At 59.8% G+C, this 25,648-nt stretch carries 30 protein-coding genes and 1 pseudogene; 21 read left to right on the forward strand and 10 right to left on the reverse strand.

Translation table 11 applies throughout. From position 1 onward, the window contains the following. Window positions 1-224: pseudogene (locus BLR77_RS21235) on the reverse strand (IS110 family transposase); the annotation flags it as partial. Between the two features lie 144 nt (window positions 225-368). On the opposite strand from BLR77_RS21235, the gene BLR77_RS21240 reads away from it, so the two are divergent. From BLR77_RS21240 to BLR77_RS25860, 10 genes are all read left to right on the forward strand, one after another. After that, complete coding sequence (locus BLR77_RS21240) at window positions 369-683, forward strand: hypothetical protein (RefSeq protein ID WP_074681553.1); 315 nt, start codon at window positions 369-371, stop codon at window positions 681-683. Between the two features lie 88 nt (window positions 684-771). After that, complete coding sequence (locus tag BLR77_RS25270) at window positions 772-1,482, forward strand: hypothetical protein (protein WP_139203065.1); 711 nt, start codon at window positions 772-774, stop codon at window positions 1,480-1,482. Between the two features lie 101 nt (window positions 1,483-1,583). Next, a complete protein-coding gene (locus tag BLR77_RS21245) occupies window positions 1,584-2,039 on the forward strand; it encodes a GNAT family N-acetyltransferase (RefSeq protein WP_074681555.1) in 456 nt (151 codons plus the stop codon). Between the two features lie 103 nt (window positions 2,040-2,142). Then, window positions 2,143-2,376, forward strand: coding sequence for a hypothetical protein (locus BLR77_RS25275; RefSeq protein ID WP_139203066.1), 234 nt, complete (start codon window positions 2,143-2,145; stop codon window positions 2,374-2,376). Between the two features lie 109 nt (window positions 2,377-2,485). Next, complete coding sequence (locus tag BLR77_RS21250) at window positions 2,486-2,776, forward strand: DUF7660 family protein (protein ID WP_074681557.1); 291 nt, start codon at window positions 2,486-2,488, stop codon at window positions 2,774-2,776. Window positions 2,777-2,869: 93 nt separating this feature from the next. Further along, the gene (locus tag BLR77_RS21255; RefSeq protein WP_074681559.1) at window positions 2,870-3,232 is read left to right on the forward strand and encodes a hypothetical protein; all 363 of its coding nucleotides are present in this window, start codon (window positions 2,870-2,872) and stop codon (window positions 3,230-3,232) included. A 93-nt stretch (window positions 3,233-3,325) separates the two neighbouring features. Further along, window positions 3,326-4,018, forward strand: coding sequence for a hypothetical protein (locus BLR77_RS25280; RefSeq protein ID WP_139203067.1), 693 nt, complete (start codon window positions 3,326-3,328; stop codon window positions 4,016-4,018). 76 nt (window positions 4,019-4,094) lie between these two features. Beyond that, entirely contained in the window at window positions 4,095-4,544 is a 450-nt protein-coding gene (locus tag BLR77_RS25285; protein ID WP_074681561.1) for an SRPBCC family protein, read from the forward strand. A 254-nt stretch (window positions 4,545-4,798) separates the two neighbouring features. Continuing rightward, window positions 4,799-5,350: a YdeI/OmpD-associated family protein gene (locus tag BLR77_RS21265; protein WP_074681563.1), complete on the forward strand. Its 552-nt coding sequence runs from the start codon at window positions 4,799-4,801 to the stop codon at window positions 5,348-5,350. 678 nt (window positions 5,351-6,028) lie between these two features. After that, entirely contained in the window at window positions 6,029-7,339 is a 1,311-nt protein-coding gene (locus BLR77_RS25860) for a methyl-accepting chemotaxis protein (protein ID WP_074681567.1), read from the forward strand. 66 nt (window positions 7,340-7,405) lie between these two features. Here BLR77_RS25860 and BLR77_RS21280 read toward each other — a convergent pair whose 3' ends face one another. The 4 genes from BLR77_RS21280 to BLR77_RS21295 all read right to left on the reverse strand — a co-directional run bounded on the left by BLR77_RS21280 (window position 7,406) and on the right by BLR77_RS21295 (window position 11,561). Continuing rightward, window positions 7,406-8,788, reverse strand: a complete 1,383-nt coding sequence (locus tag BLR77_RS21280) for an ATP-binding protein (RefSeq protein WP_074681569.1) — start codon at window positions 8,786-8,788, stop codon at window positions 7,406-7,408. After that, window positions 8,785-9,462, reverse strand: coding sequence for a response regulator transcription factor (locus BLR77_RS21285; protein WP_017679011.1), 678 nt, complete (start codon window positions 9,460-9,462; stop codon window positions 8,785-8,787). The genes BLR77_RS21280 and BLR77_RS21285 overlap by 4 nt, the downstream gene beginning before the upstream one ends. 208 nt (window positions 9,463-9,670) lie before the next feature. Next, on the reverse strand, window positions 9,671-10,276 hold the full coding sequence (locus tag BLR77_RS21290; RefSeq protein WP_021489763.1) for an outer membrane beta-barrel protein: 606 nt from the start codon (window positions 10,274-10,276) through the stop codon (window positions 9,671-9,673). A 112-nt stretch (window positions 10,277-10,388) separates the two neighbouring features. Then, window positions 10,389-11,561 (reverse strand): MFS transporter, encoded by a 1,173-nt coding sequence (locus BLR77_RS21295; RefSeq protein WP_074681571.1) that lies wholly within the window; start codon window positions 11,559-11,561, stop codon window positions 10,389-10,391. A gap of 237 nt (window positions 11,562-11,798) precedes the next feature. On the opposite strand from BLR77_RS21295, the gene napE reads away from it, so the two are divergent. From napE to BLR77_RS21320, 5 genes are read left to right on the forward strand one after another with little or no spacing between them, the layout of a single operon-like run. Continuing rightward, window positions 11,799-11,966, forward strand: a complete 168-nt coding sequence (gene napE, locus BLR77_RS21300; protein ID WP_074681573.1) for a periplasmic nitrate reductase, NapE protein — start codon at window positions 11,799-11,801, stop codon at window positions 11,964-11,966. Between the two features lie 28 nt (window positions 11,967-11,994). Beyond that, window positions 11,995-12,255, forward strand: a complete 261-nt coding sequence (locus BLR77_RS21305; RefSeq protein WP_074681575.1) for a chaperone NapD — start codon at window positions 11,995-11,997, stop codon at window positions 12,253-12,255. Next, entirely contained in the window at window positions 12,252-14,756 is a 2,505-nt protein-coding gene (gene napA / locus BLR77_RS21310) for a nitrate reductase catalytic subunit NapA (protein ID WP_074681577.1), read from the forward strand. Before BLR77_RS21305 ends, napA begins: the two co-directional genes overlap by 4 nt. A gap of 11 nt (window positions 14,757-14,767) precedes the next feature. After that, window positions 14,768-15,253, forward strand: a complete 486-nt coding sequence (locus BLR77_RS21315; RefSeq protein WP_074681579.1) for a nitrate reductase cytochrome c-type subunit — start codon at window positions 14,768-14,770, stop codon at window positions 15,251-15,253. A gap of 9 nt (window positions 15,254-15,262) precedes the next feature. After that, a complete protein-coding gene (locus BLR77_RS21320) occupies window positions 15,263-15,859 on the forward strand; it encodes a cytochrome c3 family protein (RefSeq protein WP_074681581.1) in 597 nt (198 codons plus the stop codon). A gap of 42 nt (window positions 15,860-15,901) precedes the next feature. Here the strand turns inward: BLR77_RS21320 and BLR77_RS21325 are convergent, their stop codons facing one another. Beyond that, on the reverse strand, window positions 15,902-16,378 hold the full coding sequence (locus BLR77_RS21325; RefSeq protein ID WP_074681583.1) for a TlpA disulfide reductase family protein: 477 nt from the start codon (window positions 16,376-16,378) through the stop codon (window positions 15,902-15,904). Window positions 16,379-16,408: 30 nt separating this feature from the next. On the opposite strand from BLR77_RS21325, the gene BLR77_RS21330 reads away from it, so the two are divergent. Together BLR77_RS21330 and BLR77_RS21335 are read left to right on the forward strand one after the other, a co-directional pair. Beyond that, a complete protein-coding gene (locus BLR77_RS21330; protein WP_074681585.1) occupies window positions 16,409-17,815 on the forward strand; it encodes a pilus assembly protein PilZ in 1,407 nt (468 codons plus the stop codon). Window positions 17,816-17,929: 114 nt separating this feature from the next. Continuing rightward, window positions 17,930-18,322, forward strand: a complete 393-nt coding sequence (locus tag BLR77_RS21335; RefSeq protein ID WP_074681587.1) for a hypothetical protein — start codon at window positions 17,930-17,932, stop codon at window positions 18,320-18,322. A 468-nt stretch (window positions 18,323-18,790) separates the two neighbouring features. Here the strand turns inward: BLR77_RS21335 and BLR77_RS21345 are convergent, their stop codons facing one another. Beyond that, window positions 18,791-20,008: a YihY family inner membrane protein gene (locus tag BLR77_RS21345; RefSeq protein WP_074681591.1), complete on the reverse strand. Its 1,218-nt coding sequence runs from the start codon at window positions 20,006-20,008 to the stop codon at window positions 18,791-18,793. A gap of 137 nt (window positions 20,009-20,145) precedes the next feature. Here BLR77_RS21345 and arsC point away from each other — a divergent pair, with 137 nt between their 5' ends. The 4 genes from arsC to BLR77_RS21365 are packed head-to-tail and all read left to right on the forward strand — an operon-like array spanning window position 20,146 to window position 22,182. Then, window positions 20,146-20,499 carry an arsenate reductase (glutaredoxin) gene (gene arsC / locus BLR77_RS21350; RefSeq protein WP_074681593.1) on the forward strand — a complete coding sequence of 118 codons (354 nt, stop codon included), beginning with the start codon at window positions 20,146-20,148 and terminating at the stop codon, window positions 20,497-20,499. Further along, window positions 20,496-21,092: an NAD(P)H:quinone oxidoreductase gene (wrbA, locus tag BLR77_RS21355; protein WP_074681595.1), complete on the forward strand. Its 597-nt coding sequence runs from the start codon at window positions 20,496-20,498 to the stop codon at window positions 21,090-21,092. Before arsC ends, wrbA begins: the two co-directional genes overlap by 4 nt. Window positions 21,093-21,094: 2 nt before the next feature. Further along, window positions 21,095-21,505, forward strand: coding sequence for a DUF2069 domain-containing protein (locus BLR77_RS21360; RefSeq protein ID WP_074681597.1), 411 nt, complete (start codon window positions 21,095-21,097; stop codon window positions 21,503-21,505). Beyond that, the gene (locus BLR77_RS21365) at window positions 21,505-22,182 is read left to right on the forward strand and encodes an alpha/beta fold hydrolase (RefSeq protein WP_074681599.1); all 678 of its coding nucleotides are present in this window, start codon (window positions 21,505-21,507) and stop codon (window positions 22,180-22,182) included. The genes BLR77_RS21360 and BLR77_RS21365 overlap by 1 nt, the downstream gene beginning before the upstream one ends. 79 nt (window positions 22,183-22,261) lie before the next feature. On the opposite strand, the gene hda is transcribed toward BLR77_RS21365, so the two are convergent. The 3 genes from hda to BLR77_RS21380 form a co-directional block, all read right to left on the reverse strand. Next, window positions 22,262-22,966 carry a DnaA regulatory inactivator Hda gene (hda, locus tag BLR77_RS21370; protein ID WP_017678995.1) on the reverse strand — a complete coding sequence of 235 codons (705 nt, stop codon included), beginning with the start codon at window positions 22,964-22,966 and terminating at the stop codon, window positions 22,262-22,264. Window positions 22,967-23,234: 268 nt separating this feature from the next. Continuing rightward, window positions 23,235-24,320, reverse strand: coding sequence for an AI-2E family transporter (locus BLR77_RS21375; protein ID WP_074681600.1), 1,086 nt, complete (start codon window positions 24,318-24,320; stop codon window positions 23,235-23,237). 72 nt (window positions 24,321-24,392) lie between these two features. Next, the gene (locus BLR77_RS21380) at window positions 24,393-25,433 is read right to left on the reverse strand and encodes a DUF2066 domain-containing protein (protein ID WP_074681601.1); all 1,041 of its coding nucleotides are present in this window, start codon (window positions 25,431-25,433) and stop codon (window positions 24,393-24,395) included. Window positions 25,434-25,648: the final 215 nt, after the last annotated feature.

Below are 25,648 nucleotides of genomic sequence, written 5' to 3' on the forward strand. Positions count from 1 at the left end.
GGATGCAGCAACTTCACCTGATGGCCGAGCGATTGCGCCAGTCGCCCCCAATAGTGCGCTGTGCCACAGGCTTCCATCACCCACTCGACCGACTCGGTCTGCTCCTGTATATATCGCCGGAACGCCTCTCGGTTCAGCCGCTTGCGCTGCACCACCTGGCCGGAACGGACACTCTCGGCAACTTGGTAAACGGACTTGGCCAGATCAACTGCAATTCGCTTCATCACGACACTCCCAATTTCAGTCACCACCGTTCTCGGTATAGAACTGTGGCGCGGAGAGAGTCCATTACAGCATTCAAACCGTTCGCTCCGCTCACTGGGACGGGCTAAAGCCCGCCCCTTAACCAAACGTTAGAGGCCACATCAATGTCAGGCGCTTACCATATCAGACTAATGTTCGAATGGGGCGGAGGTTCTTTGTGGTGTGGAAATGAAGCAGCACTAAAAGAATTTGATGTCGGCCCAGTGGAAGACAAATTACTCCTAAGCAATGCAATGCTCGAACGGTTAAATGCATTATCGCAGTGGCACGACACCGCCTTAAATTGGGAATATCCACCCGATCCAGGCCCTTGGAGCACCGATGAATATGCAAAGTTTGAGGCCGAAGCACTAAATTTCTTATCGGAGCTTCAGGCAGAGCTTGGTCCTGAATTTGAAGTAGTTTATGAACCGAGTTAAGTGGCATCTAACTAGTGATTCAAATCGCTCGCTCCGCTCACTGGGACGGGCTAAAGCCCGCCCCTTAACCAAACGTTAGGCGATCAGCATGCTCTACCTTGAATACTCAAAATTCGCCTGTCCATCTTGCGAGGGAACTATCGATGTTGCTCGAAATACTCAGCAGGATTTGATCCATCGTCTCGAAAAGCCAAAGCCTTTTCTCTGTCCTCATTGCGGAGCACAAGTTATTCTCGATCCGAAAACCACATTATTCCGTGCCGGGCTAATTGGGTTTATTTTGTTGCCATCTTTACTGCTTTTAGTTTTTGGGATGACCGTTGCTGTTTGGATAGCAATGTTTCTATCCGGGATGTTGTTGATCTACACCTTGCTATCAAATAAGCTTGTATGTGTTGAGGAAGGAAAAGAACAAAGGATGAATAAAAATTCATGGTCAATAAGTATCGAGCCAAATTGGCAGATGACTGAAGACTCAGAGTGCATCACGATTTATAACGACAATGGTGTTGGCGCGCTTCAAATAAGCTCAGCACGTAAAAGCAGTGGCATGGTTACGCAAGAAGACTTGGATTTTTATAATAAACCCGAATGGGGCGTGCCAGAGAAATGTGTTGCCGGAGAGTTTTCTGGTCAGCGATACACCTTTGCAAAAGATGGGCATTATTGGACTTGGTGGATAGTGGGAAAGAACTCTACATTGCTCCGCATAACTTACAATTGCCTTTCTGGTAATGAATCATTTGAAGATCAAAGTGTAAAATCCATGTTAAATAGTCTCAAATATGAAAGCGCCTAACAAATGGTTCAAATCGTTCGCTTCGCTCACTGGGACGGGCTAAAGCCCGCCCCTTAACCAAACGTTAGATCTACAGCCAAGTACAAAATATGGAGCCCCTAATGGAAGTTGAATACAGGACAGCAACACCTGATGATACGGCTGAATGCATCGCACTAAGAGGAAAGACGAGAGAAAACGCTTTCTCTATCGAACAACTGGAAGAGCTCGGTATTACTTTAGAGAGTTGGCAGGCAGGAATCAGCAATGGCTCCTTACGAGGTTACGTCGGCGTTAGTGAAGAAAAGATTATTGGCTATTGCTTCGGTGATAGCGAAACTGGGGAAATTGTTGTTTTGGCGCTGTTGCCAGAATATGAAAATAAAGGTGTTGGCAAAGCTCTATTAAATCAGATGGTTGAGTCTTTCAGCTCTTTAGGGTTTGAAAGACTTTTTCTTGGATGCTCATCCGATCCGAAAGCTCGGTCATATGGCTTTTATCGACACTTAGGCTGGCGTTCCACTGGCCTGTTTGATGATGCGGACGATGAGATACTTGAATATTTCCCTAAAAAATAGCGGGATCATTTGTCACCATCTAACAAGTGGTTCAAACCGTTCGCTTCGCTCACTGGAACGGGCTAAAGCCCGCCCCTTAACCATACGTTAGGTACAAGTCGTCATGCAGCTGCGCATCAAAAATAACAATGACGCTCCACTGCTAGTAATTTTAGAACCATGGGCAACAGAGCATGTGGTGGCCCCACAAGATTTCATTCAACTCAAACCGTATGGCAACATTCCTAATGGTGCATTTTTCACCTTTGAGCATCATTCGGCTTTTATCACTGTTACTCCTGAGTGGAACGGCGCCTTGGTACATGTTTACTCTTCCACAGGCAAACTCATTGATTAACCAGGATTTCTCAGAGGTACCTGAACCTAACTAGTGGTTCAAGTCGTTCGCTTCGCTCACTCGGGACGGGCTAAAGCCCGCCACTTAACCAAACGTTAGGTGCTAAACAATGGACGTAAGCAAATTACTTGAGGATGTCAAAGACATTGAAAGCTTTTTGGTCTTTGCACGGGCATTAGCAGCAGATCGTACTGCATCTGTTGTACAGGAAAAGGAAAATTCGAGTTCCCCATATGGCCCCGATGCTAATGGCTGGAAAAACACCACCATCGAGTCTTTTCTTGAAAGTGCAATAGCATGGGCTGAAGCTAGTGATTTCGGTATAACTCAAGGTCTCTCTCTGTCAAATCCGTGGAAGCAGTTTGCTGTTTTTCTTTACTGCGGGAAAATTTATGAGTAAGCACCTAACTATACGTTCAAATCGCTCACTTCGTTCGCTGGGACCGGCTAAAGCCCGCCCCTTAGCTTAATCGTTAGACACCACAGGGAAGTTATGCGCAAGACCATAAATATCGCAATCGTAGTCGCAATCTCGATAGCCCATTACTCAATCATGGGTTACTTGGGTTATGACCCTGCGCCTGAGTACGAAAACTTAATGGCTTGGTCTTTCGCACTCATGGTTGCGTTGTGGTGTCTGGATGACGCAAAGAAATACAACTTCCATCGCCCTTATGAATTTGGCGCTTTTATTTTCTTCCTCTGGCCCGTCGTATTGCCGGCGTATCTCATTCATACGCGAGGCTGGCGCGGCGCGCTCGTATTTTCGGCCTTTCTATTTATAGCGCTGTTGCCTTACATTTGCGGCTGGATTTCTTACTACGCAAGTCCTGCTTACGGCGAGTATGGCGCCTAACATATGATTCAAACCGCTAGCTTCGCTCACTGGGACTGGCTAAAGCCCCCCTCTTAACCAAGCGTCATGACTACTTAATATGGATGTTATCCCATGAAATATATTTTATTTCTCGTAGCTTTATTCTCTTTCTCCGTCCAAGCAGACGTATTTTTCGAGGCAGAATATGGCGAGCAACCGGATCACTTAACACCAGTTGATTATCCACCCGACGAATATGATCGAAAAATTATAAATAAGTTATTTCTTACGGACGGGAAGTTAGGGCGATTCATATCTCGCCCATCTTTTGGGGTAGAGAGCTGTGTTTCTGTGTATGAATATTCCCCTGAAACAGAAGAAATCGACGGAGCTTCACGTAACACTCAAAATAATGGTAAGAAATTTTTTATTACGGTTACTCGGGCTGCCGATAGTATTTGGCACTCAATGCCTCAGAGTAATAGAGAAGAAAAGGACAAACAGGTCGAGGTCATACGCACAGACCGCGAAATCAGCCTGCATCTTGCAGTCGCGATTCAACGGGCATGGGGGCGTATGTTGCAGCAAACTAAATATCCTGCCAAAGCATCATTAGGACTAGACGGAACCACTTACCAGTTTTCTGTCTGGGTTAAGGGTCTCGGTGATCTTAACGGTGAGACGTGGACACCCGATAAAGGCTTACCTGCAGAAATGGTTGCTATTGGAAATGAGCTTGCTGAATTTGCTGAAAACAAAGCAGCGAATGAAGAGCGTCTTCTTAGACGCTTAAAAGAGTTTGAAATCAAAATACCGCAGGCATAACAATTAGTTCAAATCGTTCGTTTCGCTCACTGGGACGGGCTAAAGCCCGTTCCTTAACCAACCGGTAGGCACAGCCATGGCCATAATCGAATGCGAGCTGACAATCAAATCACCTCCTGCCGAAGTCTATAAGGCATCACAAGACTATTCTGTTAGGTACCAGTGGGACCCCTTCCCTGAAAAAATTGAACTCTTAGGCGGGGCAACAGAAGCTGGTATTGGCGTGAAGACACTCGTAATAGCCAAATCAGGTCTAAGAATGGAGGTTCAATTTGTCCAAGTCGATCCTCCAACGACAGCTGCCATTATCATGACCAAAGGTCCGGCATTTATTAAAAGCTTTGGAGGTAGCTGGGTATTTAAACCTCTCAGCCAAAACTCAACAAAGGCGAAATTTCGATATTCAATAAAAACAAAGGCATGGGCAATCCCACCAGTTTCCGAATACATAGCATCTCTGTATTTCAAGAAAGTAGTCATGGCAAGGTTAATCGGCCTCAAGACATACTGTGAACGGCATGCCTAACAACTGTATATGGACTCCCCCCACAAGTAGTGAGCAAAGCTTTCCTTTGCACCTGTCATCAGCGCGGCTGCATTCGTATATCCGGCCTGTTCTGGGCTCTTTCGCTCTGGTCATTCTGTAGTTCGCACAGCGGGAGCCAAGGGTTCAATCGCCCCTGGGATCATCATTTTTATCGGCCTTGTTCGGCTGCAGGATTTGCTACCCTCCCCCAGCACTCCCTGCGAAATGGCACCATGATCGGTAGGCCTATTCCCATGTCCCAAGCGCAAGAAACCTCTCGATTCCAGGCAACCCTGCTGCGCCCTCGCCTGCCGGATGGCGAGGCGTTCTGGGCGTTCGTGGTGCTGCCCAAGGAGGCGAGCGACAAGCTGCCGAGACGCGGCAGAACCAGCGTGGACGGCAGTATCAACGGGCATCCTTTCCAGGCCAGGCTCGAGCCGGACGGCCAGTTGAGCCATTGGCTACGGGTGGATAACGACCTTCTGCAGGCGACAGGCGCAGCTATCGGCGACCTGGTAACGCTGGAGATCGCCCCGGTAGAGCAGGAGCCCGAGCCGCAAGTGCCGGTGGATCTGGCTGAGGCCTTGGTAGCCGCACCCGCAGCCCGCGGCGTCTGGGACGCGACCACGACTATCGCGCGCCTGGACTGGATCCACTGGATCGAGTCGGCCAAGCAGTCCAAGACCCGTGCCAAGCGTATCGCCGATGCCTGCAGCATGCTGGGCGAAGGGAAAAAGCGGGTTTGCTGTTTCGATCAGTCCGGCTATTACAGCAAGGCCTTGCGCGCTCCCGAGGCAACGGAGTGATCGAGCCGAATATCATATCCAGCAGGTCAGAGAGCCAAGCGCCGCAGACCGTGCATTGGGCGCATTGATGAGACAGCTCGCTATGGCTGGGCTGGTTGCGGTGCTGTCCGGCTGCAACGCCGTCATGCTTGGCAATGTTGTAACCGGCTGCGCCATGAGGCCTGCGCCCGTGCTAATGCCCGAGGAGCTACCAGTCGCCAGGGCGGGAGAGCCCTATGAAGTACGCCTGGATGTCATCAACGCCAGTACTCCCATCAGCAAGCTTCTGGTCGCCCCGTCTCAGCCCTTGCCCGATGGCCTTGAGTTGCTCCATGTCCGGCCAGAAACCCATGGCGTCATTCGGGGCGTCCCGATTCGACCAGGTCGTTATGAGGTGCGGGTGTACGGTAATACCTTCGGAACCCAGTGCACCGGCCAGGATCTCGAGCGGCTCTATCGATTGGAGGTGCGGTAGCGACCGGGGCGCCCGCCTCAGAGCCGCAACCAACCGACCTTTCAGGACGCACCGAACACCCAGTTTCAGGTACATCGGTCTGTCGCCAGAGCGTACCTGGCGCCGCCGCGATAACCGGCCGCAGTTCGCTCTGCCATATACAGAAACATTTGCGTTGGCGGCGTGGCCGGTTATGCCCTAAATATTAAATCGATGACGCCAATTCCCGGCAAAGGCCTGCCACGATGTTCACGACCCGACTGAAGCAAGAGTTAAAGGAGTTGCGCGAAGAACTGTCGCTTTTCGAGCAAGTGCGCGACAGCCTCGACAAAGAAATGATCGCCGCCTCCCTCGACCCGCAGGGGCGCTTCCTCTCGGTCAATGCCAATTTCGAGAAAGAGATGCTCTACCGTGCCGATCAGATTCTCGGCCGCCCTCTGCTGGAGCTGATACCGAATCACCTGCGTAACCAGGACTTCTTTCACCGGGTTCGTCAGGCCCTCGAACGCGGCGAGCACCTGGCCGGGGTAATCCGTATCAAACGGGGCAATGGCGAGGAGGCCTGGCTTCGCTCGATCCTGCAGCCGATACGCAACAGCCAGAATCAACTGCAGTCCTTCTCGATCTATGCCAGCGACCTGACGCGCACCATCGAGACTTCGCGCGAACATGAAAACCTGGTCAAGGCGCTGCAACGCTCCACCGCCGTGATTGAGTTCAATCTCGACGGCGAGATCGACACCGCCAATCAGCCCTTCCTCGACGCCATGGGTTACAACCTGGCGCAGATACAGGGCAAGCATCACCGCATCTTCTGTGATCCTGCAATGGCCAGCTCGCCGGAGTACCAGCGCTTCTGGGAGCAACTGCGCCGCGGCGAATTCGTCGCCGGGCGCTTCAAACGAGTCGATGCCTATGGCCGGGAAGTCTGGCTGGAAGCGTCCTACAACCCGGTCACCGACGCGCAGGGCAATCTCTACAAGGTGGTGAAGTTCGCCACCGTGATCACCGACCAAGTCAACCGCGAAACCGCCGTGGCCGAAGCGGCGGGCATCGCCTTCGAGACCTCGAAAGGCACGGACGACAGCGCCAAGAACGGCGCGGCAGTGGTGCAGCAGATGCTCGATGCCATGCGTGAACTGTCCGCGCGCATGCAGGAAGCAGCACAGGGCATTGAGGCACTGGACAAGCAGTCGCAGATCATCGGTTCCATCGTCAAGAACATCAGCAGCATTGCCGATCAGACCAATCTGCTGGCACTCAATGCCGCCATCGAGGCGGCGCGCGCCGGCGAACAGGGTCGTGGTTTCGCGGTGGTCGCCGACGAAGTCCGCCAACTGGCTTCGCGCACCAGCGCAGCGACGGAAGAAATCACCCAGGTGGTCGGGCAAAACCAGCAGTTGGCCGAGCGCGCGGTAGGGTTGATAGGCCGAGGTAAGACTCAGGCCGAGCTGGGCCTGGAGCTTTCATCCCAGGCTGGCCAGGTGATCGCCGAAATTCAGGACGGCGCCAAGCATGTGGTCAGCGCGGTGGAGCGCTTCGCGACGCAGTTGTAGCAGCGATCTCCGTTGATGGTCGCCCAAGCTGTTACCTGGGCGAACGCTCAGCTGCAACGGCTGCACTCAGTCGTATAACCGCACCCTGAAACACGCGCCGCCCAACTCGGAGTCTTCCAGGCTCAACTCGCCGTCGTAGCTCTCGACGATGTCTTCCACCACCGCCAGGCCGATGCCTTGCCCCGGGTTCTGCGCATCCAGGCGCTCACCGCGCTGCAGCACCCGTGCACGCTGCTGCTGCGGTACGCCAGGGCCGTCATCTTCGATGGTGATCAGGCAGCCGCCGGCCAGGGGTTGCAGCCTCACGCGTACGCGATGCAGGCACAAGCGGTAGGCGTTCTCCAGCAGGTTGCCGAGCAGCTCCATCAGCGCGCCACGTTCCATGGTGATCTGGCTGTGCTCGGGCACTTCCAGCGTCGCGTCGACGCGCTTGTCGCGATAGACCTTGTCCAGCGAGCGGCACAAGCCGTCAAGCACCGGCCAGACCTGCTCGCGATGGCGAACCAGGCCACTGCGGCGCAGGCTGGCACGTTGCAACTGATAACCGACCTGCTGGCTCATGCGCTCGATCTGCGCCTGCATCAGCTGCGCCTGCTCGCGATTATCCGGTTGCACGGCAAGGGTTTCGCCGATGCCCTGCAACACGCTCAGCGGCGTTTTCAGGCTGTGCGCGAGGTCTTCCAGCGAGTCACGATAACGCTCGCGCTGACGCCGCTCGCTGTCGAGCAGACGGTTGAGGGAATTGGTCAGACGCAGCAGTTCGCGCGGGTGTTCGTCACTCAGACGCTGGCGGGTGCCCGCCTCCACGCCATCGAGCTCGTCGCTTAAACCTCGCAAGCTGCGAAAGCCCCAGGTCAGGCCAAACCAGAGCAGGCCCAGCAACACCAGCAAAGCAATGCCAAGCCACAAACGCAACTGCCAGGCAAAGCCGTTGAACAGCCCCTGGTATTCGCTCGTCGGCTGCATGGTCACGATGCTCAGGGCGGTTCTGTCGCCACGCAGCAGGTCCACTTCCACGTCGTATACGAAGTATTCCTGGCCGCTGTCGTCGCGAATCCGCACGAATTCGTGGCCGCGACCGTCGTAGCGTGGCAGGTAGCGCACCAGCTCGTCGATGGAGGAGCGTGAGCGCCAGATCAACTGGCCTTCACGGTCGAAGATGAAGCCCAGCAAGTGTGAATCGAGGTTGTCGAATTCCTCGTCCGGCATCTTGTCCGGCATGTGCAACTGGCCGTCATGGATGCGTGCGGCAGAAATCAGCGCGGCCGCATCGGAGGCCAGACGTTTCTCCACGGTCTGCTCCAGGGCCATGAGAAACACGCCCTGCAGCACCGGCATCAGCAACAGCATGAACAACATTGCCAGCGCGGCACTGGCCAGCATCAAACGTAGCCGCAGGGAGGCGAAACGCATACGCAGCTTGCGTAGAACGGCGCGCGCTCGACTCACTTGCAGCGCTCGTTGAACATGTAGCCCTGGCCGCGCACGGTTTCTATCGGTTTGCCGCCCAGCACTGCCTCCAGCTTGCGCCGCAGACGACCTACCAGCACTTCTATGACGTTGGGGTCACGCTCGTCGTCGCCCGGATAGAGCTGTTCCATCAGACGCTCCTTGGCCACCACCTGCTGATGATGCAGCATGAGGTACTCGAGGATGCGGTACTCGTAGGCGGTCAGCTGCAGCGACTGCTCATCCACCGTGGCCTGCTTGCGATTGAGGTCCAGCACCAGGGAGCCCGCTTCGATGGTCGATTTGGTGAACCCGGAAGAACGTCGCAGCAGCGCGTTCAGACGTGCTTCCAGCTCCTCGAACTGGAACGGTTTGACCACGTAGTCGTCGGCACCGCAGGAAAGCCCTTCGACCTTGTCCTGCCAGTTGCCGCGCGCGGTGAGTATCAGGATCGGAAAGTTCTTGTCCTGGCTGCGCAGCTCACGGATCAGGTCGATACCGCTCATACCAGGCAGACCGAGGTCGACCAGGGCCAGGTCATGATTGAAGGACTCAGCTCGGTACAGTGCTTCTTCGGCGGTGCGCACGGCATCCACCACATGCCCGTTTTCGCTGAGGCGAGTGAACAGATGGTGACGCAGCAGCGCCTCATCCTCCACCACCAGCAATTTCATGAGACTCCCCCTATTAAGTTGTGCGAAGGCCGGGCAAATCAGTCAGCGTGAAAACTACTGCGCTCGGCCATGCTGCGTTAAAACCCGGCTCAGAATGCTCATTTACAAGTCGTAAACTGCGCTTCTTCGCCGGCTTTTACCTTGCCTGACCTTCGCTCGCTACGTTTTCACTCGGACTGATGCCCGGCCTGGTAACGCTATGCCGCCATTAGAAGGCGAAGTTGGCGCCGAGGTAGAGCTGCGAGCTGCTGTGCAGGTCCAGCGACCCGGCCTTGCCTTCACCACGCGGTGCCATTTCTGTGCTGGCGTTGGTACGCAGGTAACGATAGCCGGCTTCGATCGATGTATTGCTGTTCAGTTCCTGCAGGATACCGGCCTGCAAACCCGCGGCAAATCCGATGTCGCTGTCACGGGAGAAGCCACGGCTCTCCTGCTCGAGCTTGACCAGGCCGGCGGTTACACCACCGAACAGCTTGGTGTTGTTGCTGCCCAGCGGTACGAACATGTCATAGCTGCCGAGCAGATTCTGCTGACGCAGTTTGTAGCCATTGTGACTGTCCGAGACATTCTCGTAGGTCGCGTAGTAGCGGCCATCGGCGGTCTTCTGGCCAGCACGGATACCCCAGGTGCCCTCGCCATCGATCACCTTGTCCAGCTTGGGATTGCCGAGGTTGGCATTCAGCGCGTTGGACTTCTGGATGTTGTTGTCAGTCTGCCCCCAGGTCAGGCCGACGAAATTGTCGTTGGCCTGGGCAGCGGTTGCGCCCAGGGCCAGGCAGGTAGCGAATGCGATGCGGTTCAGGGTGATTTTCATTGAATCGTTCCTCTCGTTGCAGTTTTGATCAACTCGGCAACAAGTCTGCGAGAAGACTACTGAATCCCCGCTGAACCCTCCTTGAACCTGCACTGAACAGCCGACAAACAGCCTAAATACGCCGCACCAGAGCGCTCGCGACGATGAACAACGAAGCCAGAACGCCGAGCAATGCCAGCCAGCCGGCGTGTTCCCAGACATAACCACCGACGTAGCCCACCAGACTGGAGCCCAGGTAATAGGCACACAGATACAGTGCCGAGGCCTGCGCCTTGGCGCCCTGCGCATGGGTACCGACCTGACCGCTGGCAACCGCGTGGGCAGCGAAGAACCCCAGCGTGAACAATGCCAGCCCAACCACCGCAGCACTCAGCCAGGGCGCAGCGCATAGCGCCACGCCCAGCAGCATCAAGCCGATGCCGCCATGCAAGACCTGACGCGCGCCGAAGCGCGGGACCAGGCGCCCGGCCCAGCCAGCGCTGAGAATGCCGAGCAGATAGACGGTGAACAGCAGACCGATCACCGTCGCCGACAGATTGAATGGCGCACCGGCCAGGCGAAAGCCGACATAGTTGAACAGCGCGACGAAGCCGCCCATGAGCAGGAAGGCCAGGGCGAACAGCACGCGCAGACGCGGGTTGCTCAGGTGCAGGGCGAAGTTGCGCAGCAGCCCACGCAGGGACAGCGGCTGAGCCGTGAAATGTCGCGAGGGCGGCAACAGCCAGAGAAACAGGCCCAACGCCAGCAGCCCGAGCCCGGCAATTCCACCAAGGGCCCAGGGCCAGCCACCCAGATCACTGAGCAAACCCGCCAACAAACGCCCGAGCAGCCCACCCAGCGCCGTACCACCGATATACAGCCCCATCGCCGCCGGCAGCGCTTCGGGGTCGAACTCCTCACCGACATAGGCCATGGCCAACGCGGGCAAACCGCTCAGCGCCAGCCCCAGCAGAGCGCGCAGAATCAGCAGGCTGCTCCACTCCTCCACCAGTGCGCAGGCGATCCCCAGTATCGCCGCCAGGCCCAGCGCGGCAGCCATGACCGGCTTGCGCCCCCAGCTCTCGGCCAGCGCACCGGACACCAGCAGGCACAGCGCCAGGCTCAGAGTCGTCAGCGACAATGCCAGGCTGCTGCTGGCAGCCGATACGCGGAAGTGTGCGGCCAGCAGCGGTAGCAGCGGCTGCACGCAATAGAGCATGGCGAAGGTGGCGAAGCCGGCGCAGAACAGCGCCAGCGTGGCGCGCCGATAACCGGCGCTGCCACGGCTGAGATGGGAAGCGGACATGGGCAGAACGACTCACGAAGCATGATGCGGGCAAGCAATGGATCACAACCCGAAAGCCGATCCAGCGGCGCATGCCCGCGAATGAATTCAAGAACAAATATTAGCACGCTATCGATAATTCCGAGCACGCCTCCCCAGTCTTGAACAATCCACCCTGGCTTGATTCAGCTCAACGGACTTTGCCCTTACTAAAGCTAAGGTCTAGCCTGAGATACGGAACACAATGGAGCCGAGCGAATGGATACCACGCCCGAGGGCAGAGCCACGAAAGGCAAGGAAACCCGCCTGTTCGTCTTTCTCGTCGTCTGCCTCTTCCCCCTCCTTTCGGTCGCCCTGGTCGGCGGCTACGGATTCATCATCTGGTTCATGCAGATGCTGCTGGGACCGCCCGGACCACCCACCTGATCTTCTTTACCAGACGGAGCCAAGGAACATGGCCGCCCCCCTGCATATATCCAGCCTGCTGGTACACGTACGCCCCGAACTGCTGAGTGCGGTGAAGGCCAACCTGCGCCAACTCGAAGGCCTCGAACTGCATCAGGAGAGCCCTCAGGGCAAGCTGGTGGTGGTGCTGGAGACCGAACACGAGCGCCACATCCTCGCGCGTATCGAACAGATCAACGCGTTGCCGGGCGTGCTCAATGCCGCGCTGGTCTACCACGAACTCCTCGAAACAGAAGGAGACTCAGAATGAAGCTTTCCCGCCGTGAATTCGCCAAAGCCAACGCTGCTGCCATCGCCGCAGCGGCCGCCGGCCTGCCGTTCGTCAGCACTGCCAGCAACCTGATCACCGAGGCGGACATGACCCGCCTAGACTGGAACAAGGCGCCCTGCCGCTTCTGCGGCACCGGCTGCAGCGTGATGGTCGCCACCCGCGACAACCGCGTGGTGGCCACCCACGGTGACGTCAAGGCCGAGGTCAACCGTGGCCTCAACTGCGTCAAGGGCTACTTCCTGTCGAAGATCATGTACGGCGTCGATCGCCTGACCCAGCCGCTGCTGCGCATGAAGAACGGTGTGTACGACAAGCAGGGCGAATTCCAGCCGGTGAGCTGGGACCAGGCCTTCGACATCATGGCGCAGAAGATCAAGCAGGCCATGGCCGAGCACGGCCCTGAGGCCGTCGGCATGTTCGGCTCTGGCCAGTGGACGGTGTGGGAAGGCTATGCGGCCAACAAGCTGATGAAGGCCGGCTTTCGCAGCAACAACATCGACCCCAACGCGCGCCACTGCATGGCCTCGGCGGTGATGGGCTTCATGCGCACCTTCGGCATGGACGAGCCGATGGGCTGCTACGACGACATCGAGGCCGCAGATGCCTTCGTGCTGTGGGGCTCGAACATGGCCGAGATGCACCCGATCCTCTGGAGCCGGGTCACCGATCGCCGCCTCAGCCAGCCAAATACCAAGGTCGCCGTGCTGTCCACCTTCGAGCACCGCAGCTTCGACCTGGCCGATATCCCGCTGGTGTTCAAACCGCAGACCGATCTGCTGATCCTCAACTACATCGCCAACCACATCATCGAGAGCGGCGCGGTGAACAAGGAGTTCGTCGGCAAGCACACCAAGTTCGCCCGCGGCGCCGACGACATCGGCTACGGCCTGCGCGCCGACAACCCGCTGGAAATGCAGGCCAAGAACGCTGCCAAGGCCAACACCTGGGAAGACATGTCCTTCGAGCAGTTCGCCGCCTTCGTCAAACCCTACACCCTGGAGCGCACCGCCAGGGAAAGCGGCGTGGCCGCCGAGCGCCTCAAGGCCCTGGCCGAGCTGTACGCAGACCCCAAGCGCAAGGTCATGTCGTTCTGGACCATGGGTTTCAACCAGCACACCCGCGGCGTCTGGGCCAACAACCTGATCTACAACCTGCACCTGCTCACCGGCAAGATCAGCGAGCCGGGCAACAGCCCCTTCTCCCTCACAGGCCAACCTTCGGCCTGCGGCACCGCGCGCGAGGTGGGCACCTTCTCCCATCGCCTGCCCGCCGACATGCTGGTGGCCAATCCCAAACACCGCGAAACCGCCGAGAAGATCTGGAAGCTGCCATCGGGCACCATCCAGGAAAAGCCCGGCTTTCATGCCGTGGAACAGAGCCGCAAACTCAAGGACGGCGTGCTCAAGGTCTACTGGACCCAGGTCAGCAACAACATGCAGGCCGGCCCCAACGTGATGCAGGAGATCCTCCCGGGCTGGCGCAATCCGCAGGCCTTCGTCATCGTCTCCGACGTCTACCCCACCGTCTCGGCCCAGGCCGCCGACCTGATTCTGCCCAGCGCCATGTGGGTGGAGAAGGAAGGTGCCTATGGCAACGCCGAGCGCCGCACGCAGTTCTGGCATCAACTGGTGAAGGCGCCGGGCGAGGCCAAGTCCGACCTCTGGCAACTGGTGGAATTTTCCAAGCGCTTCACCACCGACGAGGCCTGGCCCGCCGAACTGCTGGCCAAGGCGCCTGACTACAAGGGCAAGACGCTCTATGAGGTGCTGTTCGCCAATGGCCAGGTCGACCAGTTCCCCAGCGAGCAGATCGAGGCCGGTTACGCCAACGACGAAGCCGAGGCCTTTGGCTTCTACCTGCAGAAGGGGCTGTTCGAGGAATACGCCCGGTTCGGCCGCGGTCATGCCCATGACCTGGCGCCGTTCGACAGCTATCACGCCGAACGTGGCCTGCGCTGGCCGGTGGTCGACGGCAAGGAGACGCGCTGGCGCTATCGCGAGGGCTTTGATCCCTATGTCGAAGAAGGCAGCGGCGTGCAGTTCTACGGTTACCCGGACAAGCGCGCACTGATCTTCGCCCTGCCCTACGAGCCGCCAGCCGAGGCGCCGGATGACGACTTCCCGTTCTGGCTCAGCACCGGGCGCGTGCTGGAGCACTGGCACACCGGCAGCATGACCCAGCGCGTCGAGGAACTGCACGGCGCGGTGCCTGACGCGCTCGTGTACATGCACCCGGACGACGCCAAGGCGCTCAAGGCGCGGCGTGGCAGCGAGGTGAAGGTCATCAGCAGGCGTGGCGAAATCCGTGCACGCATCGAAACCCGCGGGCGCAACAAGCCACCACCCGGCCTGGTTTTCGTGCCCTTCTTCGACGCCAACAAACTGATCAACAAGGTCACCCTGGACGCCACCGACCCGATCTCCAAGCAGACCGACTACAAGAAGTGTGCGGTGAAGATCGAACTGGTCAGCCTGGCCTGAGGAGCACCGTCATGAGCCTGCGTTTACTGCCTCTGCTACTGCTCGCCGCTTTCGGCCTGGCCATCGCCGGTGAGCTCAATTACCCACTCGACGCCCCGGCACCAGACGGTCGCCGCCCCGGCGGCACGCTCAGTCAGACACTCCCAGCACCGGTACTGGGCAACGAGGAGAACAAGGACCTGCGCCGCGAGCGCAATTACCCGGAACAGCCGCCGACCATTCCGCACAGCATTCGCGGCTACCAGGTGGACGCCAACGGCAACAAGTGCCTGACCTGTCACAGCCGCGCCGGCAGCGCCCGCAGCCAGGCGCCGATGATCAGCATCACTCATTACATGGACCGTGACGGTCAGCCGCTGGCCGCCGTGTCGCCACGGCGCTACTTCTGCACCCAGTGCCATGTCACCCAGCAGGAGGTCAAACCCCTGGTCGGCAACAACTTCCGCAACATCGACCACCTGCTCGAAGACGAAGCAGCCGCCACGGCGAAACCCTGAGGAGGCCTCATGAAGTCATTACTGGCCCTGCTCAAGGAGTACTGGGGCATCCTGCGCCGCCCGAGCGTGCATTACAGCCTGGGCTTTCTCACCCTCGGTGGCTTCATCGCCGGAATCATCTTCTGGGGTGGTTTCAACACTGCACTGGAGGCCACCAACACCGAGCAGTTCTGCATCTCCTGCCATGAGATGCGCGACAACGTCTATGTCGAACTGCAGGACACCATTCACTACAGCAACCGCTCCGGGGTACGCGCGACCTGCCCGGACTGTCACGTGCCACACCAGTGGACGGACAAGATCGCGCGCAAGATGCAGGCGTCGAAAGAAGTCTGGGGCAAGATCTTCGGCACCATCAACACCCGCGACAAGTTCCTCGCCCACCGCCGCGAGCTGGCCGAGCACGAATGGGCGCGGCTCAAGGCCAACGACTCGCTGGAGTGCCGCAACTGCCACAACTTCGATTACATGGACTTCACCAAACAGAGCCCGCGCGCCCGGCAGATGCATTCCAGCGCCCTGGCCAGCGGCGAAGCCACCTGCATCGATTGCCACAAGGGCATCGCCCACCAGTTGCCGGACATGAGCGGGGTGCCGGGTTGGTAAGACAGGCACCGCTTATTCGCGGTGCGCCGCTCTTGCGCAGACCTATTCGCCGCGCAAGCGTTCGAGATGCGCCAGCAGCCCGGCGGAGGTCTGCTCACCGACCAGACGCTCGCGCAGCTTGCCGTCAGCGTCGACGATATAGGTCACCGGTAGCACGTCGTTGCGCGGCAGCTCGAAACGCGCCGCCGGGTCCTGCGCCAGCACGGTGAAACGAATGTCGAAGCTGTCCGCTGCACGCTTGAGCTCATCGCCCTGCAGCGCATCGAAATTGACGCCGATCACCCGCGCCGACTGGGTTTTCAGCTGTTCTTCCAGGGCGTTGAGTTCGGGAATTTCCGTGCGGCACGGCGCACACCACTCAGCCCAATAATTAATGACCAGCCACTGGCCATCCAGGCTGTCAGCCGTTACCTTTCGTCCATGCTGATCAAGGCCGAAATCTTCGGCACAAGCCGTTAGCAACAGACCGGCGCAGATACCCATAACAGCCTTGCCGACCTTCCGGAGCCCTAAGCCCATGTACTCGATCCTCGTCCACCCGGGGTTGATATGACGCTGGATGCCCTGCGCCTGGAAGTACCGGACATCCGCGAGGACAACAGCGTATCACCAGCGGAAATCGCCCAGCGACTCGCGGCTGCTCGCCAACTGGAGCCGGAGAATGGCCTGCAACAAGTGCTGGGCCTGTTGTTTTCGCTCAATCGCAGCACCCTGACCTTACTGGAAAGGCAGCGTGCGCTGCAAAATCTCAGTGACGAGTACCGCCATTACACCAGTCTTGCCCATCGCCAGCATCCGCCAAGCACGCTGTTCGTGCGTTTCTGCGGCGAGTTGGCGATCGGCTTCAAACGTCTGCTGCTGCAGATCCTGCAGGGTCGCCAGCCATCGATGCCGCACCTGGCCTGGTGCCTGTACATGGCCCAGCATTTCCTTGCCCAGCAGTTGTTGCGCTCCTACCAGCTGTACCAGGAGCCACCGCCGGCACTCTGGCGCGACAGCCACTTGCTGTACTGGATCGGCGAGCATCAGCAGTGTCTGGACGAGCCGGTGGCGGCGGCCTTCGAGCCGAAACCAGCCAGCACCCTGCGCGGCCTCTATCAGCAGATGCTGCTCTTGGCCCTGAGCAACCCCTTCCACCTCGATGAGGACGAATGCCTGACCCTGTTCAGCGCGCTGGCACCTCTGGCAGCGCTGGCCAGGTTGCAAGCCTGGGACGAGGAAGACGAAGCCGAAGGCCCGATAGTCGACCTCAGCGAATCACAGGCCTGCCTGAGTTTCGAACAGCGCATAGAGGGCGAAGCCGCCAATCTGCGCCGTTTCGAGCTGGGCGCGCTGCTGATCGCACTGCATGAGCCAGCGCCGTTGCAAAGCGCGCAGGAACGCCAGTTGCTCGAACGAGTACGTCAGCACTGGCTGGGGCGCCAGCAACGTCGCCATGAACGTGCCGAACTGGACGGACAATGCAGCCTGGTGGTGGGCCTGCCGGCTATTCATGCGCAACTGCTGGACAAGCTACCGCAGCGCACCGAGGCACAGATTCTCGATGCCAGCCCTGGGGGGGCGCGCCTGCTGTGCAACGCCAACGAGGGCGGACAACTGCAGGTCGGGCAACTGGTGCTGCTGCTCACCAATGGCACGCCGACGCTGGCATTGGTGCGCTGGCGCCATCTCAATAGCGAAGGCTTGCACCTCGGACTGCGCTATCTGAAAGGCCTGCCACGGCCGGTCTGGCTACGACGGGCCCCCAATGCACAGACTCATCCGGGCGTGTTGCAGAGCACCCCGGCACCGGGCAACGGCTGGCACCACGGCCTGTGGTTGCCCAATGGCCAGTTCACCGCCGGCGAGCACCTTTGGCTGCAGCTTGCCAGCGTGCATAACCAAGCGATCCTGCCGCTCCCCGAAAGCAACCTGCAGACTTCATCGGTCACCCGTCACCCACTGCGCCTGGCCTGATAAGCGAAACTGCGACCCTTGTCACGCAGCCTGTCTGCCGAGTGCACAGTTTCGCCAGCAGGTGGCTGCTTATAATTCCAGACACTCAAGTCTCACCCAGCCTGGAATTTCACCATGTCCCAAGCGCAAGACAAGCTGATTGGCTCCGTGCCCTCGCGCATCGTCGACGTCGCTCACCTGCTGGTCACGCCCTACGAGGGTCGTGTGGCCGAATACAACGTTGCCACCTGGCTGCAATTGCCGGGGCTGGCCAACCTGCCGGTATCGCTGCTGGTGAGTTATCGCGACGGGGACAAGCGTCGCGAGGTCAATGTCGACCACGGCAAGGTCAATGCCCATGGCAAGATCCTGCTCTCCGGGATCGCTCGCATACCGGTGCGGCTGAAGATCGAGGACATGCAGGTGCGCCTGCGCTCGGCGGTGCCGGCGCAGAGCCTGGTAGTCGAGGAGTTCTTCGTTCAAGCCGTCGAATTGGCCAACAGCGAAAGCCGCCAGGCCATGGCCTGAACCAGAACGGCAACATCAAACCCCGCGCATCGACGCGGGGTTTTGCTTTCAGCCGGAGGAAACTTCGGGGCTTGGTGCGACCTGCGAACTTGAGTCGTCAGCCTTTGGCTGCAGGTTTTCGGTAGCCGCATGCTCGAGCAGCGACTCGGGCCAGCGTGCGAAGTGCAGGCCAGTGATTCGATTGAGCCGCGTCAGCGCTTCCTGCGGATCGCGTCGATGAAGGTGTATTACCCTGTTTTTACCCGTCATTACTGCCTGCGTCCTCAGCAATCCCTGCCCTGATGGCAGTTCGATAGCAACTGACCCTACAGTTGCTAGAAGCGTGCCAGTCCTTCTACAACGCATTCATTGACGCCTGCCCCAGCGCCGAGGCCACAGCACGCCTAGGCAACGCCTGAAACTGACGTTTTTTGTCACTTCCTGGAGTCCATCCTCTTAATCCTCGTTCGCAACCTCGAATACCTTGCCTCAGCCCCTCCCCGGCAACCAGTCCGCCAGGCTGGCGCCGAACTGCTCCTCACGCTCCGCCTGCAAACGCTCCAGCCCCTCGCGCAATGCCGGATACCAGGGTTCGTCGAGCTGAGCGGGCAGCTGCGACAGGCTGGGCAACGGCCAGGGGCTGCACTCGAGTAACTGATACAGAGAAAAATTATGCAGATCACGGCACAGCACCCAGCCGCCGCCACTGGCCTTGCACGCCAGGTGCTCGCGCTCGAGGAAGTCCATCACCTGGCTCCACTCGTCCTCGGGTAAACGCCAGCCAGCACGCTGCATATCGCCGTAATGCAGGGCTTCACCCTTCTGCTGGCGCTTGAGCAACAGGCGTAGCACCACCAGCAGAATCAGGCCCCTGGGGATAGGTTCGCGGCGCCAGTGCCGTGGTTGCGAGAGGCCATATACCAGCTCGGCGCCCAACAGCACGATCAACCAGGACAGATAGATCCACACCAGAAACAGCGGCACCGTAGCGAAGGCGCCGTAGATCAGGTGATAACCGGGAAACAGGCGTACGTACAGACCGAACAGCGCCTTGGCCACCTCGAACAGCACGGCGCTGAACAGGCCGCCGAGCAACGCATGGCGCAGCGGCACCCGGGTATTGGGAACCGCTGCATAGAGCAAGGTGAAGGCCGCGATGCTCGATAGCAGCGGAGTGAAGGCAAGCAGGGTCTTAGCGCCCACGACGGCATCCGGCCCGGAAATCAGTGACAGCGAGGCGATATAGGTACTCATCGCAAAGCCTGCGCCCAGCAGCAACGGCCCGAGACTGAGAATCGCCCAGTACAACAGGAAACTGGACATACCACGGCGCGGCTGGCGCACCCGCCAGATCACGTTGAAGGTCTTCTCGATGGTCACCAACATGAGGAACGCGGTGACGGCCAGCAGCCCCACACCGAACCAGGTCAGTTGCCGCGCCTGGGTGGTGAACTCACGCAGATATTCCTGCACCGTCTCGCCAGTGGACGGTACGAAATTATTGAAGATGAAACCCTGGATTTCCTCGCCCACACCCTTGAATGCCGGAATCGCCGAGAGCATGGCGAAGGTCACGGTCATCATCGGCACCACGGCGAACAAGGTGGTGTAGGTCAGCGCCGCCGCGTTGCCTGCGCCACGGTTCTCGACGAAGCGCCGGTACAGGCTTAGCCAGAATTCCAGCCAGTCCTTTAAACGAACCTGCATGACCTCTCCTTAGCCCTCAAACCTAAACAGACAGTGCGCCGCGTGAAAAGGTCGCAACAAAGCGGCCCAGCAGTTTGCGTGCATCCGCGCATCAGGCGGTTAGAATAGCCGCCACTTCAAGCCGGATGCGAGCCACCATGACCGACCTGACCCTCTACCACAACCCGCGTTGCTCGAAATCCCGCGGCGCTCTGGAGCTGCTGGAAGCCCGCGGCCTGCAACCGCAAGTAGTGCGCTATCTGGAAACGCCACCCAGCGCCAGCGAACTCAAGAGCCTGCTCGGCAAGCTGGGTATCACTGCCCGCGAACTGCTGCGCAGCGGCGAAGACGAGTACAAGGCGCTGGGCCTGAGCGATACCCGTTTGAGCGAGGCGCAGCTGATCGAGGCCATGGCCGAGCACCCCAAACTGATCGAACGCCCGATCCTGATCGCTGGCGACAAGGCCGTCATCGGCCGTCCACCGGAAAAAGTGCTGGAGCTGCTGGCATGAGCGCGCCCTATATTCTCGTGCTCTATTACAGCCGCCATGGCGCCACCGCGCAGATGGCCAAACAGATCGCCCGTGGTGTCGAGATGGCCGGCCTGGAGGCACGTCTGCGCACGGTGCCAGCGGTGTCCAGCGAATGCGAGGCCGTTGCGCCGAGCGTGCCGGAGGACGGCGCCATGTACGCCACTCTGGACGATCTGAAGAACTGCTCGGGCCTGGCGCTCGGCAGCCCGACCCGTTTCGGCAACATGGCCGCGCCGCTCAAGTACTTCATCGACGGCACCAGCAACCTGTGGCTGACCGGCGAACTGGTCGGCAAGCCAGCAGGCGTGTTCACCTCGACCGCCAGCCTGCATGGCGGCCAGGAAACCACCCTGCTGTCGATGATGATCCCACTGCTGCACCACAGCATGCTGGTCTGCGGCCTGCCCTACAGCGAATCGGCCCTGCTCGAAACCCGCGGTGGCGGTACGCCCTACGGCCCCAGCCACCATGCCGGTGGCGATGGCAAACGCGCGCTGGACGAACATGAAATCGCCCTGTGCCGCGCACTGGGTCAACGCCTGGCGCAAACCGCCAGCAAGCTGGAGCGCTGAACGTGGCCCGAGAGAAGAAACCCTTGCCCAGCCTCGAATGGCTGGAGCCACGGGTCAAGCTCAGTCGAGCGCTGAGCCTGTTCAGCTTCATTGCCCTGCTGACACTGCTGCTGGTGTGGAATCTGGCCTTCGCCGACCTGCATGGTGCGCGTGTGGGCGTGGTGCTGGCCATTCAGTTGCTGCCGCTGGCGCTGCTCGCGCCGGGCATGTTGATGGGCAACGCCCGTGCTCACGCCTGGGCCTGCTTCGTGGTCAATATCTACTTCATCCAGGGCGTGCTCGCCGCCATCGACCCGGCGCGCGCGTTGTTCGGTGCGCTGGAGGCGGTGATCAGTTTCGGCCTGTTCTGCTGCGCCCTGCTCTACACCCGCTGGCGCTTTCAGTACGATCGCAAGCTGGCCGGGGAAGCCTGATGCGCCTGGTGCTGCTGCCTGGGATGAACGGCAGCAGCGCCCTTTTCACGCCCTTGCTCGAGACTCTCGCAGGCATCGACTGCTGGCCGCTGAGCCTGCCGAAACAAGGGGCGCAGGATTATCCAAGCCTGGCCGACGCACTATTCGAGCAGCTTGGTACGACACCTTTCGTGTTGCTGGGCGAATCGTTTTCCGGCCCTCTCGCCTACCAATTGGCCCTGCGCCGGCCCACCGGGCTGCGTGGCGCGATCTTCGCCGCCTCGTTCCTGAGCCGGCCTAATCCTGCCCTTACCCTGCTCGCGCACCTGCCCATGCCCCAGGCACTGGCCACACAACCCTGGCTGCTGCGCGCCCTGTGCCTGGGTAAAACGGCAGACGAGCACATCCTGCAACGGGTGCAGAGGGAGATTCGCCGACTGGATCAAAGGCTGCTACGCGCGCGACTGACGACGCTGGCCAGCCTGCAAGCGCCTACGCAAACCGTGGACCTACCCTGCCTGCACCTCTGGCCGCAGCAGGATCGCCTGATCGCCAACAGCGCTGCACAACGACTGGCGCATATCTGCAGCGACATTCGCCAGATTCGCCTGGATGGTCCGCACTTCATCCTGCAGACACAGCCAAAGGCCTGCGCCAGAGCAATCGCTGATTTCATGGAGGGAATAGCTGCGAGCTAGAAAGTCCCCGGATTGCATCCGGGCTACGCCTGGAAATTCGCGAGCAGAGCTCGCTCCTACACATGAGTTCCCGAGGCAGTTACCAGCCCAGCGTTTCCTTGAGAAAGGGAATGGTCAGCTTGCGCTGGGCCTGTAGCGAGGCCTGATCAAGACGCTCCAGCAGCTCGAACAGCGCGCTCATGCTGCGCTCGCCACGAGTGAGGATAAAGCGGCCAACCTCGTCGCTCATCTGCAGACCACGACGCGAGGCACGCAACTGCAGGGCGCGCAGCTTGTCCTCGTCGGACAGCTCGTGCAGCTGGAAGACCAGCGCCAGGGTCAACCGCGACTTCAGGTCAGGCAGCTGAATCGGCAACTCGCGCGGCGACATGGTGCCGGCCAGCAACAGACGCCGACCGCTGTCGCGCAGGCGGTTGAACAGGTGGAACAACCCCTCTTCCCAGTCGCTGCGACCGGCCACCGCATCGAGGTCATCGAGGCAGACCAGCTCGCACAACTCAAGATTGTCGAGCAGCTCCGGGCCATGCTGTACAACCTCGCTGAGCGGCAGGTACACCACCGCTTCGCCGCGCTGCTCGAAACGCAGGCAGGCGGCCTGCAGCAAGTGGCTACGCCCTACACCTTCAGCGCCCCATAGATAGATCAGGCTTTCCGTCCAGCCGGCATCGGCCTCGCACAGACGCTCGACATAGCCCAGGGCCGCAGCATTGGCGCCGGGGTAGTAGTTGGCGAAGGTGGCGTCATCACGCAGACGCACCCCCAAAGGCAGCTGGATAGGTTTCATGCTCAGGGTCTGTTCCCGTTTCGGCGCGAGCCGCGTTGCTGCGCCAAATGGCGCCAGGCCAGGCGTGGAGCGCAGGTAATGGTCGCTCCCTTGCCAAGCTCCACAACGCAGCATGGCGCCATTTGCCGCGCAACCCGAAGGGCCGGGCCAGTTTTTGCGCGCTGCTGCGTTATTCGTCGTTCATTTGGAATAACCAAATCTCTCTCCTCATGCCTTGCCCCGCGCAAAAACTGGCTCCGGCGCGGCCGCGGCGAAACGGGAACAGACCCTACCTCGTCGGTTCGTCAGAACCGCTATTGGACTCTCCGTAAAGGCCGGAAAGTTTATACAAATCATGGGCATGGCGCAGCAGAACCATGATCACCGCAGCAACCGGCAAGGCCAGCAGCACGCCGGTGAAGCCAAACAACTGGCCGCCAGCGAGAATGGCGAAGATCACCGCGACCGGGTGTAGGCCGATGCGATCGCCCACCAGCATGGGCGTCAGCACCATGCCTTCGAGCAACTGGCCGATCATGAACACCACGCCAATGCCGATCAAGGGATAAGGGTCGAGACCGAACTGGAACAGCACAGCGGTCAACGCCGCACCGATACCGACGATGAACCCCATGTAGGGCACGATGCTCGCCAGGCCTGCCAGCACGCCGATCAACAGCCCCAGCTCCAACCCGATCAGCATCAGGCCCACGGAATAGATGACGCTCAACGCCAGCATCACCAGCAGTTGGCCGCGCAGGAAGGCGCCAAGCACTTCATGGCATTCACCGGCCAGTTTGACCACCAGCCCCTCGCGCTGACGCGGCAGCAGACGGCGCACGCGCTCGACCAGCACATCCCAGTCGCGCATCAGGTAGAAGCTCACCACCGGGATCAGCAGCAGGTTGCCCAGCCAGGCCAGCAGCGCCAGGCCCGAAGACGTCGCCTGTGCCAGCACCACCTTGAGCACATCGGTGGTCTTGCCGATGTTGTCGGTAAAGACCTGCTTGAGCTGGTCGATCTGCAGCAGATCATCCTGCAAACCCAGATGCGACTGCGACCAGGGCAAGGCCGTGCCCTGCAGCCAGTCGAGCATCTCCGGTGCTAGTTGATACAGGCGCACCAGTTGCCGCCCCAGCATGGGCACCAATACCAGCAGCAGGATCAGCAGCACCAGCGCGAACAGCGTGAATACCACGACCACACCACCGGTACGCGACAGGCGATGCCGCTCCAGACGGTCGACCAGCGGATCACCCAGGTAGGCCAGGAGGATGCCGATCAGGAAAGGGGAAAGTATCGGATGCAGCAGGTACAGCAGCCAGCCGAGCAGAAACAGCCCTGCCATCCATAGCCAACGGGTGGAATCGGTCATGCTCGCGTCCTCGATGCGAAACGGCGCCAGAAAGGCGCCGTGGAACAGGGCTGGGTTTTACCTGGCGCAATTCTACCAGCGAAAGCGCAACTGATCGGTGCGCGGCTTCACCTGCGCAGCCTCGGTTGCGCCACCTTCGGGATTCTCTACCGGCTCAGCGGCATCGAGTGGCTCACTGACTTCCTGTAGCTGTCCCAACGCCAGTTGCGCACGCAGTTGCTCCGGACTGGCGCTGACCTGATAGACCAGACGCTGACCGTCGATCTCCTGCAAACGCGCCGCGAACGGCTCCAGCAAGCGCTCCAGCGCCGCGAAACGCCCCAGATCAGCGCCTTCGATCACCAGCGTCAGGCTTTGCGCCGCACCGGGTTTGACCAGAAAGCGTGGCGCCAGGCGCTCGGCCACGGCCAGCATCACCGCATCGGCCAGCGCGGCCTGATCGGCCGCTTCAGCCTTGCCCTGTTCACGCTCGTCGCCCAGCCACAGACGCCAGGTGGCCTGCCAGTTACCACTGCTCTCGGTCGCCTGTACGGCCAGCAAGGCATCGGCGCCATAGCGCTCGGAAGCCTCGCGCAGCGCCTGCGGATCGTTGGCCAGCAGAGCATCGGCATTGCCCAGCGCCTGCTCGCTGAGGTCCGCCAGCGGTAGACGCAGCGGCAGACCGCGATGTTGAGCGGCATCGCGCAGCAGCGCCGATGCACTCTGGCTCTCGCCGACCAGTTGGCTGCCTTCCGGCGATTCGTTGAGCCACCAGGTGAGGATGGCCGGACGGTTGGCGCCCCACAGGGCCAGGCCAGCCTGGCGCAGCTGGCGATCGGTACTGGCCGGATCGAACTCGACCAGCAGTGCATCGCCTTCATAACCGTACTGGCTGACGATCTGTTGCGGGTCCTTGCGCAGGCCTTCCAGCCCGGCGCTCTGCAAAGCCTTGGCATCACCGGTCAAGCGCAGCACCAGGGTCTGCAGGGCCTTCTGCAGGGCCGCGTCGCGGCTTTCCGGCTCCTGATCCGCCACGGGTTCACGCACCTGATAAAGACCGGCAACCGGCGCGGCCAATGCCGGCAGGCTCAGAAGCGACAGACAGAAGAACAGCAGGCGGATGGGCAAACGCATTGGGGTGGACTCTCGCAAGGAATGGCCGCACGTCGGGCAGGCACAAAGGCCTATACCTTAAACAGCCGCCCTTGCCCCGGCAACCAGAGCCATTGCCTGCGACGAAGCGCATGCACGCGAGTGGCCGCTATCGGGCAAGCCTGATAAAATCGCGCGCCTTCGCCAGCCGGTACGCGCGCCGGGCTCCTTGGATGAGCCTGCGCCACGTCGGCGCC

This window comes from Ectopseudomonas alcaliphila, from assembly GCF_900101755.1.
In the GTDB taxonomy this organism is placed as follows: Bacteria; Pseudomonadota; Gammaproteobacteria; order Pseudomonadales; family Pseudomonadaceae; genus Aquipseudomonas; species Aquipseudomonas alcaliphila.

What these genes read in the sequence shown, in the direction of transcription:
- BLR77_RS21380 (WP_074681601.1), bottom strand. Translation starts at nt 25,433, where the DNA reads ATGCGTTTGCCCATCCGCCTGCTGTTCTTCTGTCTGTCGCTTCTGAGC.
- BLR77_RS21325 (WP_074681583.1), bottom strand. Translation starts at nt 16,378, where the DNA reads ATGGGCTTAGGGCTCCGGAAGGTCGGCAAGGCTGTTATGGGTATCTGC.
- napA (WP_074681577.1), top strand. Translation starts at nt 12,252, where the DNA reads ATGAAGCTTTCCCGCCGTGAATTCGCCAAAGCCAACGCTGCTGCCATC.
- BLR77_RS21240 (WP_074681553.1), top strand. Translation starts at nt 369, where the DNA reads ATGTCAGGCGCTTACCATATCAGACTAATGTTCGAATGGGGCGGAGGT.
- BLR77_RS25285 (WP_074681561.1), top strand. Translation starts at nt 4,095, where the DNA reads ATGGCCATAATCGAATGCGAGCTGACAATCAAATCACCTCCTGCCGAA.
- BLR77_RS21320 (WP_074681581.1), top strand. Translation starts at nt 15,263, where the DNA reads ATGAAGTCATTACTGGCCCTGCTCAAGGAGTACTGGGGCATCCTGCGC.
- BLR77_RS21345 (WP_074681591.1), bottom strand. Translation starts at nt 20,008, where the DNA reads ATGCAGGTTCGTTTAAAGGACTGGCTGGAATTCTGGCTAAGCCTGTAC.
- BLR77_RS21290 (WP_021489763.1), bottom strand. Translation starts at nt 10,276, where the DNA reads ATGAAAATCACCCTGAACCGCATCGCATTCGCTACCTGCCTGGCCCTG.
- BLR77_RS21365 (WP_074681599.1), top strand. Translation starts at nt 21,505, where the DNA reads ATGCGCCTGGTGCTGCTGCCTGGGATGAACGGCAGCAGCGCCCTTTTC.
- BLR77_RS21265 (WP_074681563.1), top strand. Translation starts at nt 4,799, where the DNA reads ATGTCCCAAGCGCAAGAAACCTCTCGATTCCAGGCAACCCTGCTGCGC.
- wrbA (WP_074681595.1), top strand. Translation starts at nt 20,496, where the DNA reads ATGAGCGCGCCCTATATTCTCGTGCTCTATTACAGCCGCCATGGCGCC.
- arsC (WP_074681593.1), top strand. Translation starts at nt 20,146, where the DNA reads ATGACCGACCTGACCCTCTACCACAACCCGCGTTGCTCGAAATCCCGC.
- BLR77_RS21245 (WP_074681555.1), top strand. Translation starts at nt 1,584, where the DNA reads ATGGAAGTTGAATACAGGACAGCAACACCTGATGATACGGCTGAATGC.
- BLR77_RS21255 (WP_074681559.1), top strand. Translation starts at nt 2,870, where the DNA reads ATGCGCAAGACCATAAATATCGCAATCGTAGTCGCAATCTCGATAGCC.
- BLR77_RS21375 (WP_074681600.1), bottom strand. Translation starts at nt 24,320, where the DNA reads ATGACCGATTCCACCCGTTGGCTATGGATGGCAGGGCTGTTTCTGCTC.
- hda (WP_017678995.1), bottom strand. Translation starts at nt 22,966, where the DNA reads ATGAAACCTATCCAGCTGCCTTTGGGGGTGCGTCTGCGTGATGACGCC.
- BLR77_RS21315 (WP_074681579.1), top strand. Translation starts at nt 14,768, where the DNA reads ATGAGCCTGCGTTTACTGCCTCTGCTACTGCTCGCCGCTTTCGGCCTG.
- napE (WP_074681573.1), top strand. Translation starts at nt 11,799, where the DNA reads ATGGATACCACGCCCGAGGGCAGAGCCACGAAAGGCAAGGAAACCCGC.
- BLR77_RS21330 (WP_074681585.1), top strand. Translation starts at nt 16,409, where the DNA reads ATGACGCTGGATGCCCTGCGCCTGGAAGTACCGGACATCCGCGAGGAC.
- BLR77_RS21295 (WP_074681571.1), bottom strand. Translation starts at nt 11,561, where the DNA reads ATGTCCGCTTCCCATCTCAGCCGTGGCAGCGCCGGTTATCGGCGCGCC.
- BLR77_RS25860 (WP_074681567.1), top strand. Translation starts at nt 6,029, where the DNA reads ATGTTCACGACCCGACTGAAGCAAGAGTTAAAGGAGTTGCGCGAAGAA.
- BLR77_RS25270 (WP_139203065.1), top strand. Translation starts at nt 772, where the DNA reads ATGCTCTACCTTGAATACTCAAAATTCGCCTGTCCATCTTGCGAGGGA.
- BLR77_RS21305 (WP_074681575.1), top strand. Translation starts at nt 11,995, where the DNA reads ATGGCCGCCCCCCTGCATATATCCAGCCTGCTGGTACACGTACGCCCC.
- BLR77_RS21250 (WP_074681557.1), top strand. Translation starts at nt 2,486, where the DNA reads ATGGACGTAAGCAAATTACTTGAGGATGTCAAAGACATTGAAAGCTTT.
- BLR77_RS25280 (WP_139203067.1), top strand. Translation starts at nt 3,326, where the DNA reads ATGAAATATATTTTATTTCTCGTAGCTTTATTCTCTTTCTCCGTCCAA.
- BLR77_RS21335 (WP_074681587.1), top strand. Translation starts at nt 17,930, where the DNA reads ATGTCCCAAGCGCAAGACAAGCTGATTGGCTCCGTGCCCTCGCGCATC.
- BLR77_RS21285 (WP_017679011.1), bottom strand. Translation starts at nt 9,462, where the DNA reads ATGAAATTGCTGGTGGTGGAGGATGAGGCGCTGCTGCGTCACCATCTG.
- BLR77_RS25275 (WP_139203066.1), top strand. Translation starts at nt 2,143, where the DNA reads ATGCAGCTGCGCATCAAAAATAACAATGACGCTCCACTGCTAGTAATT.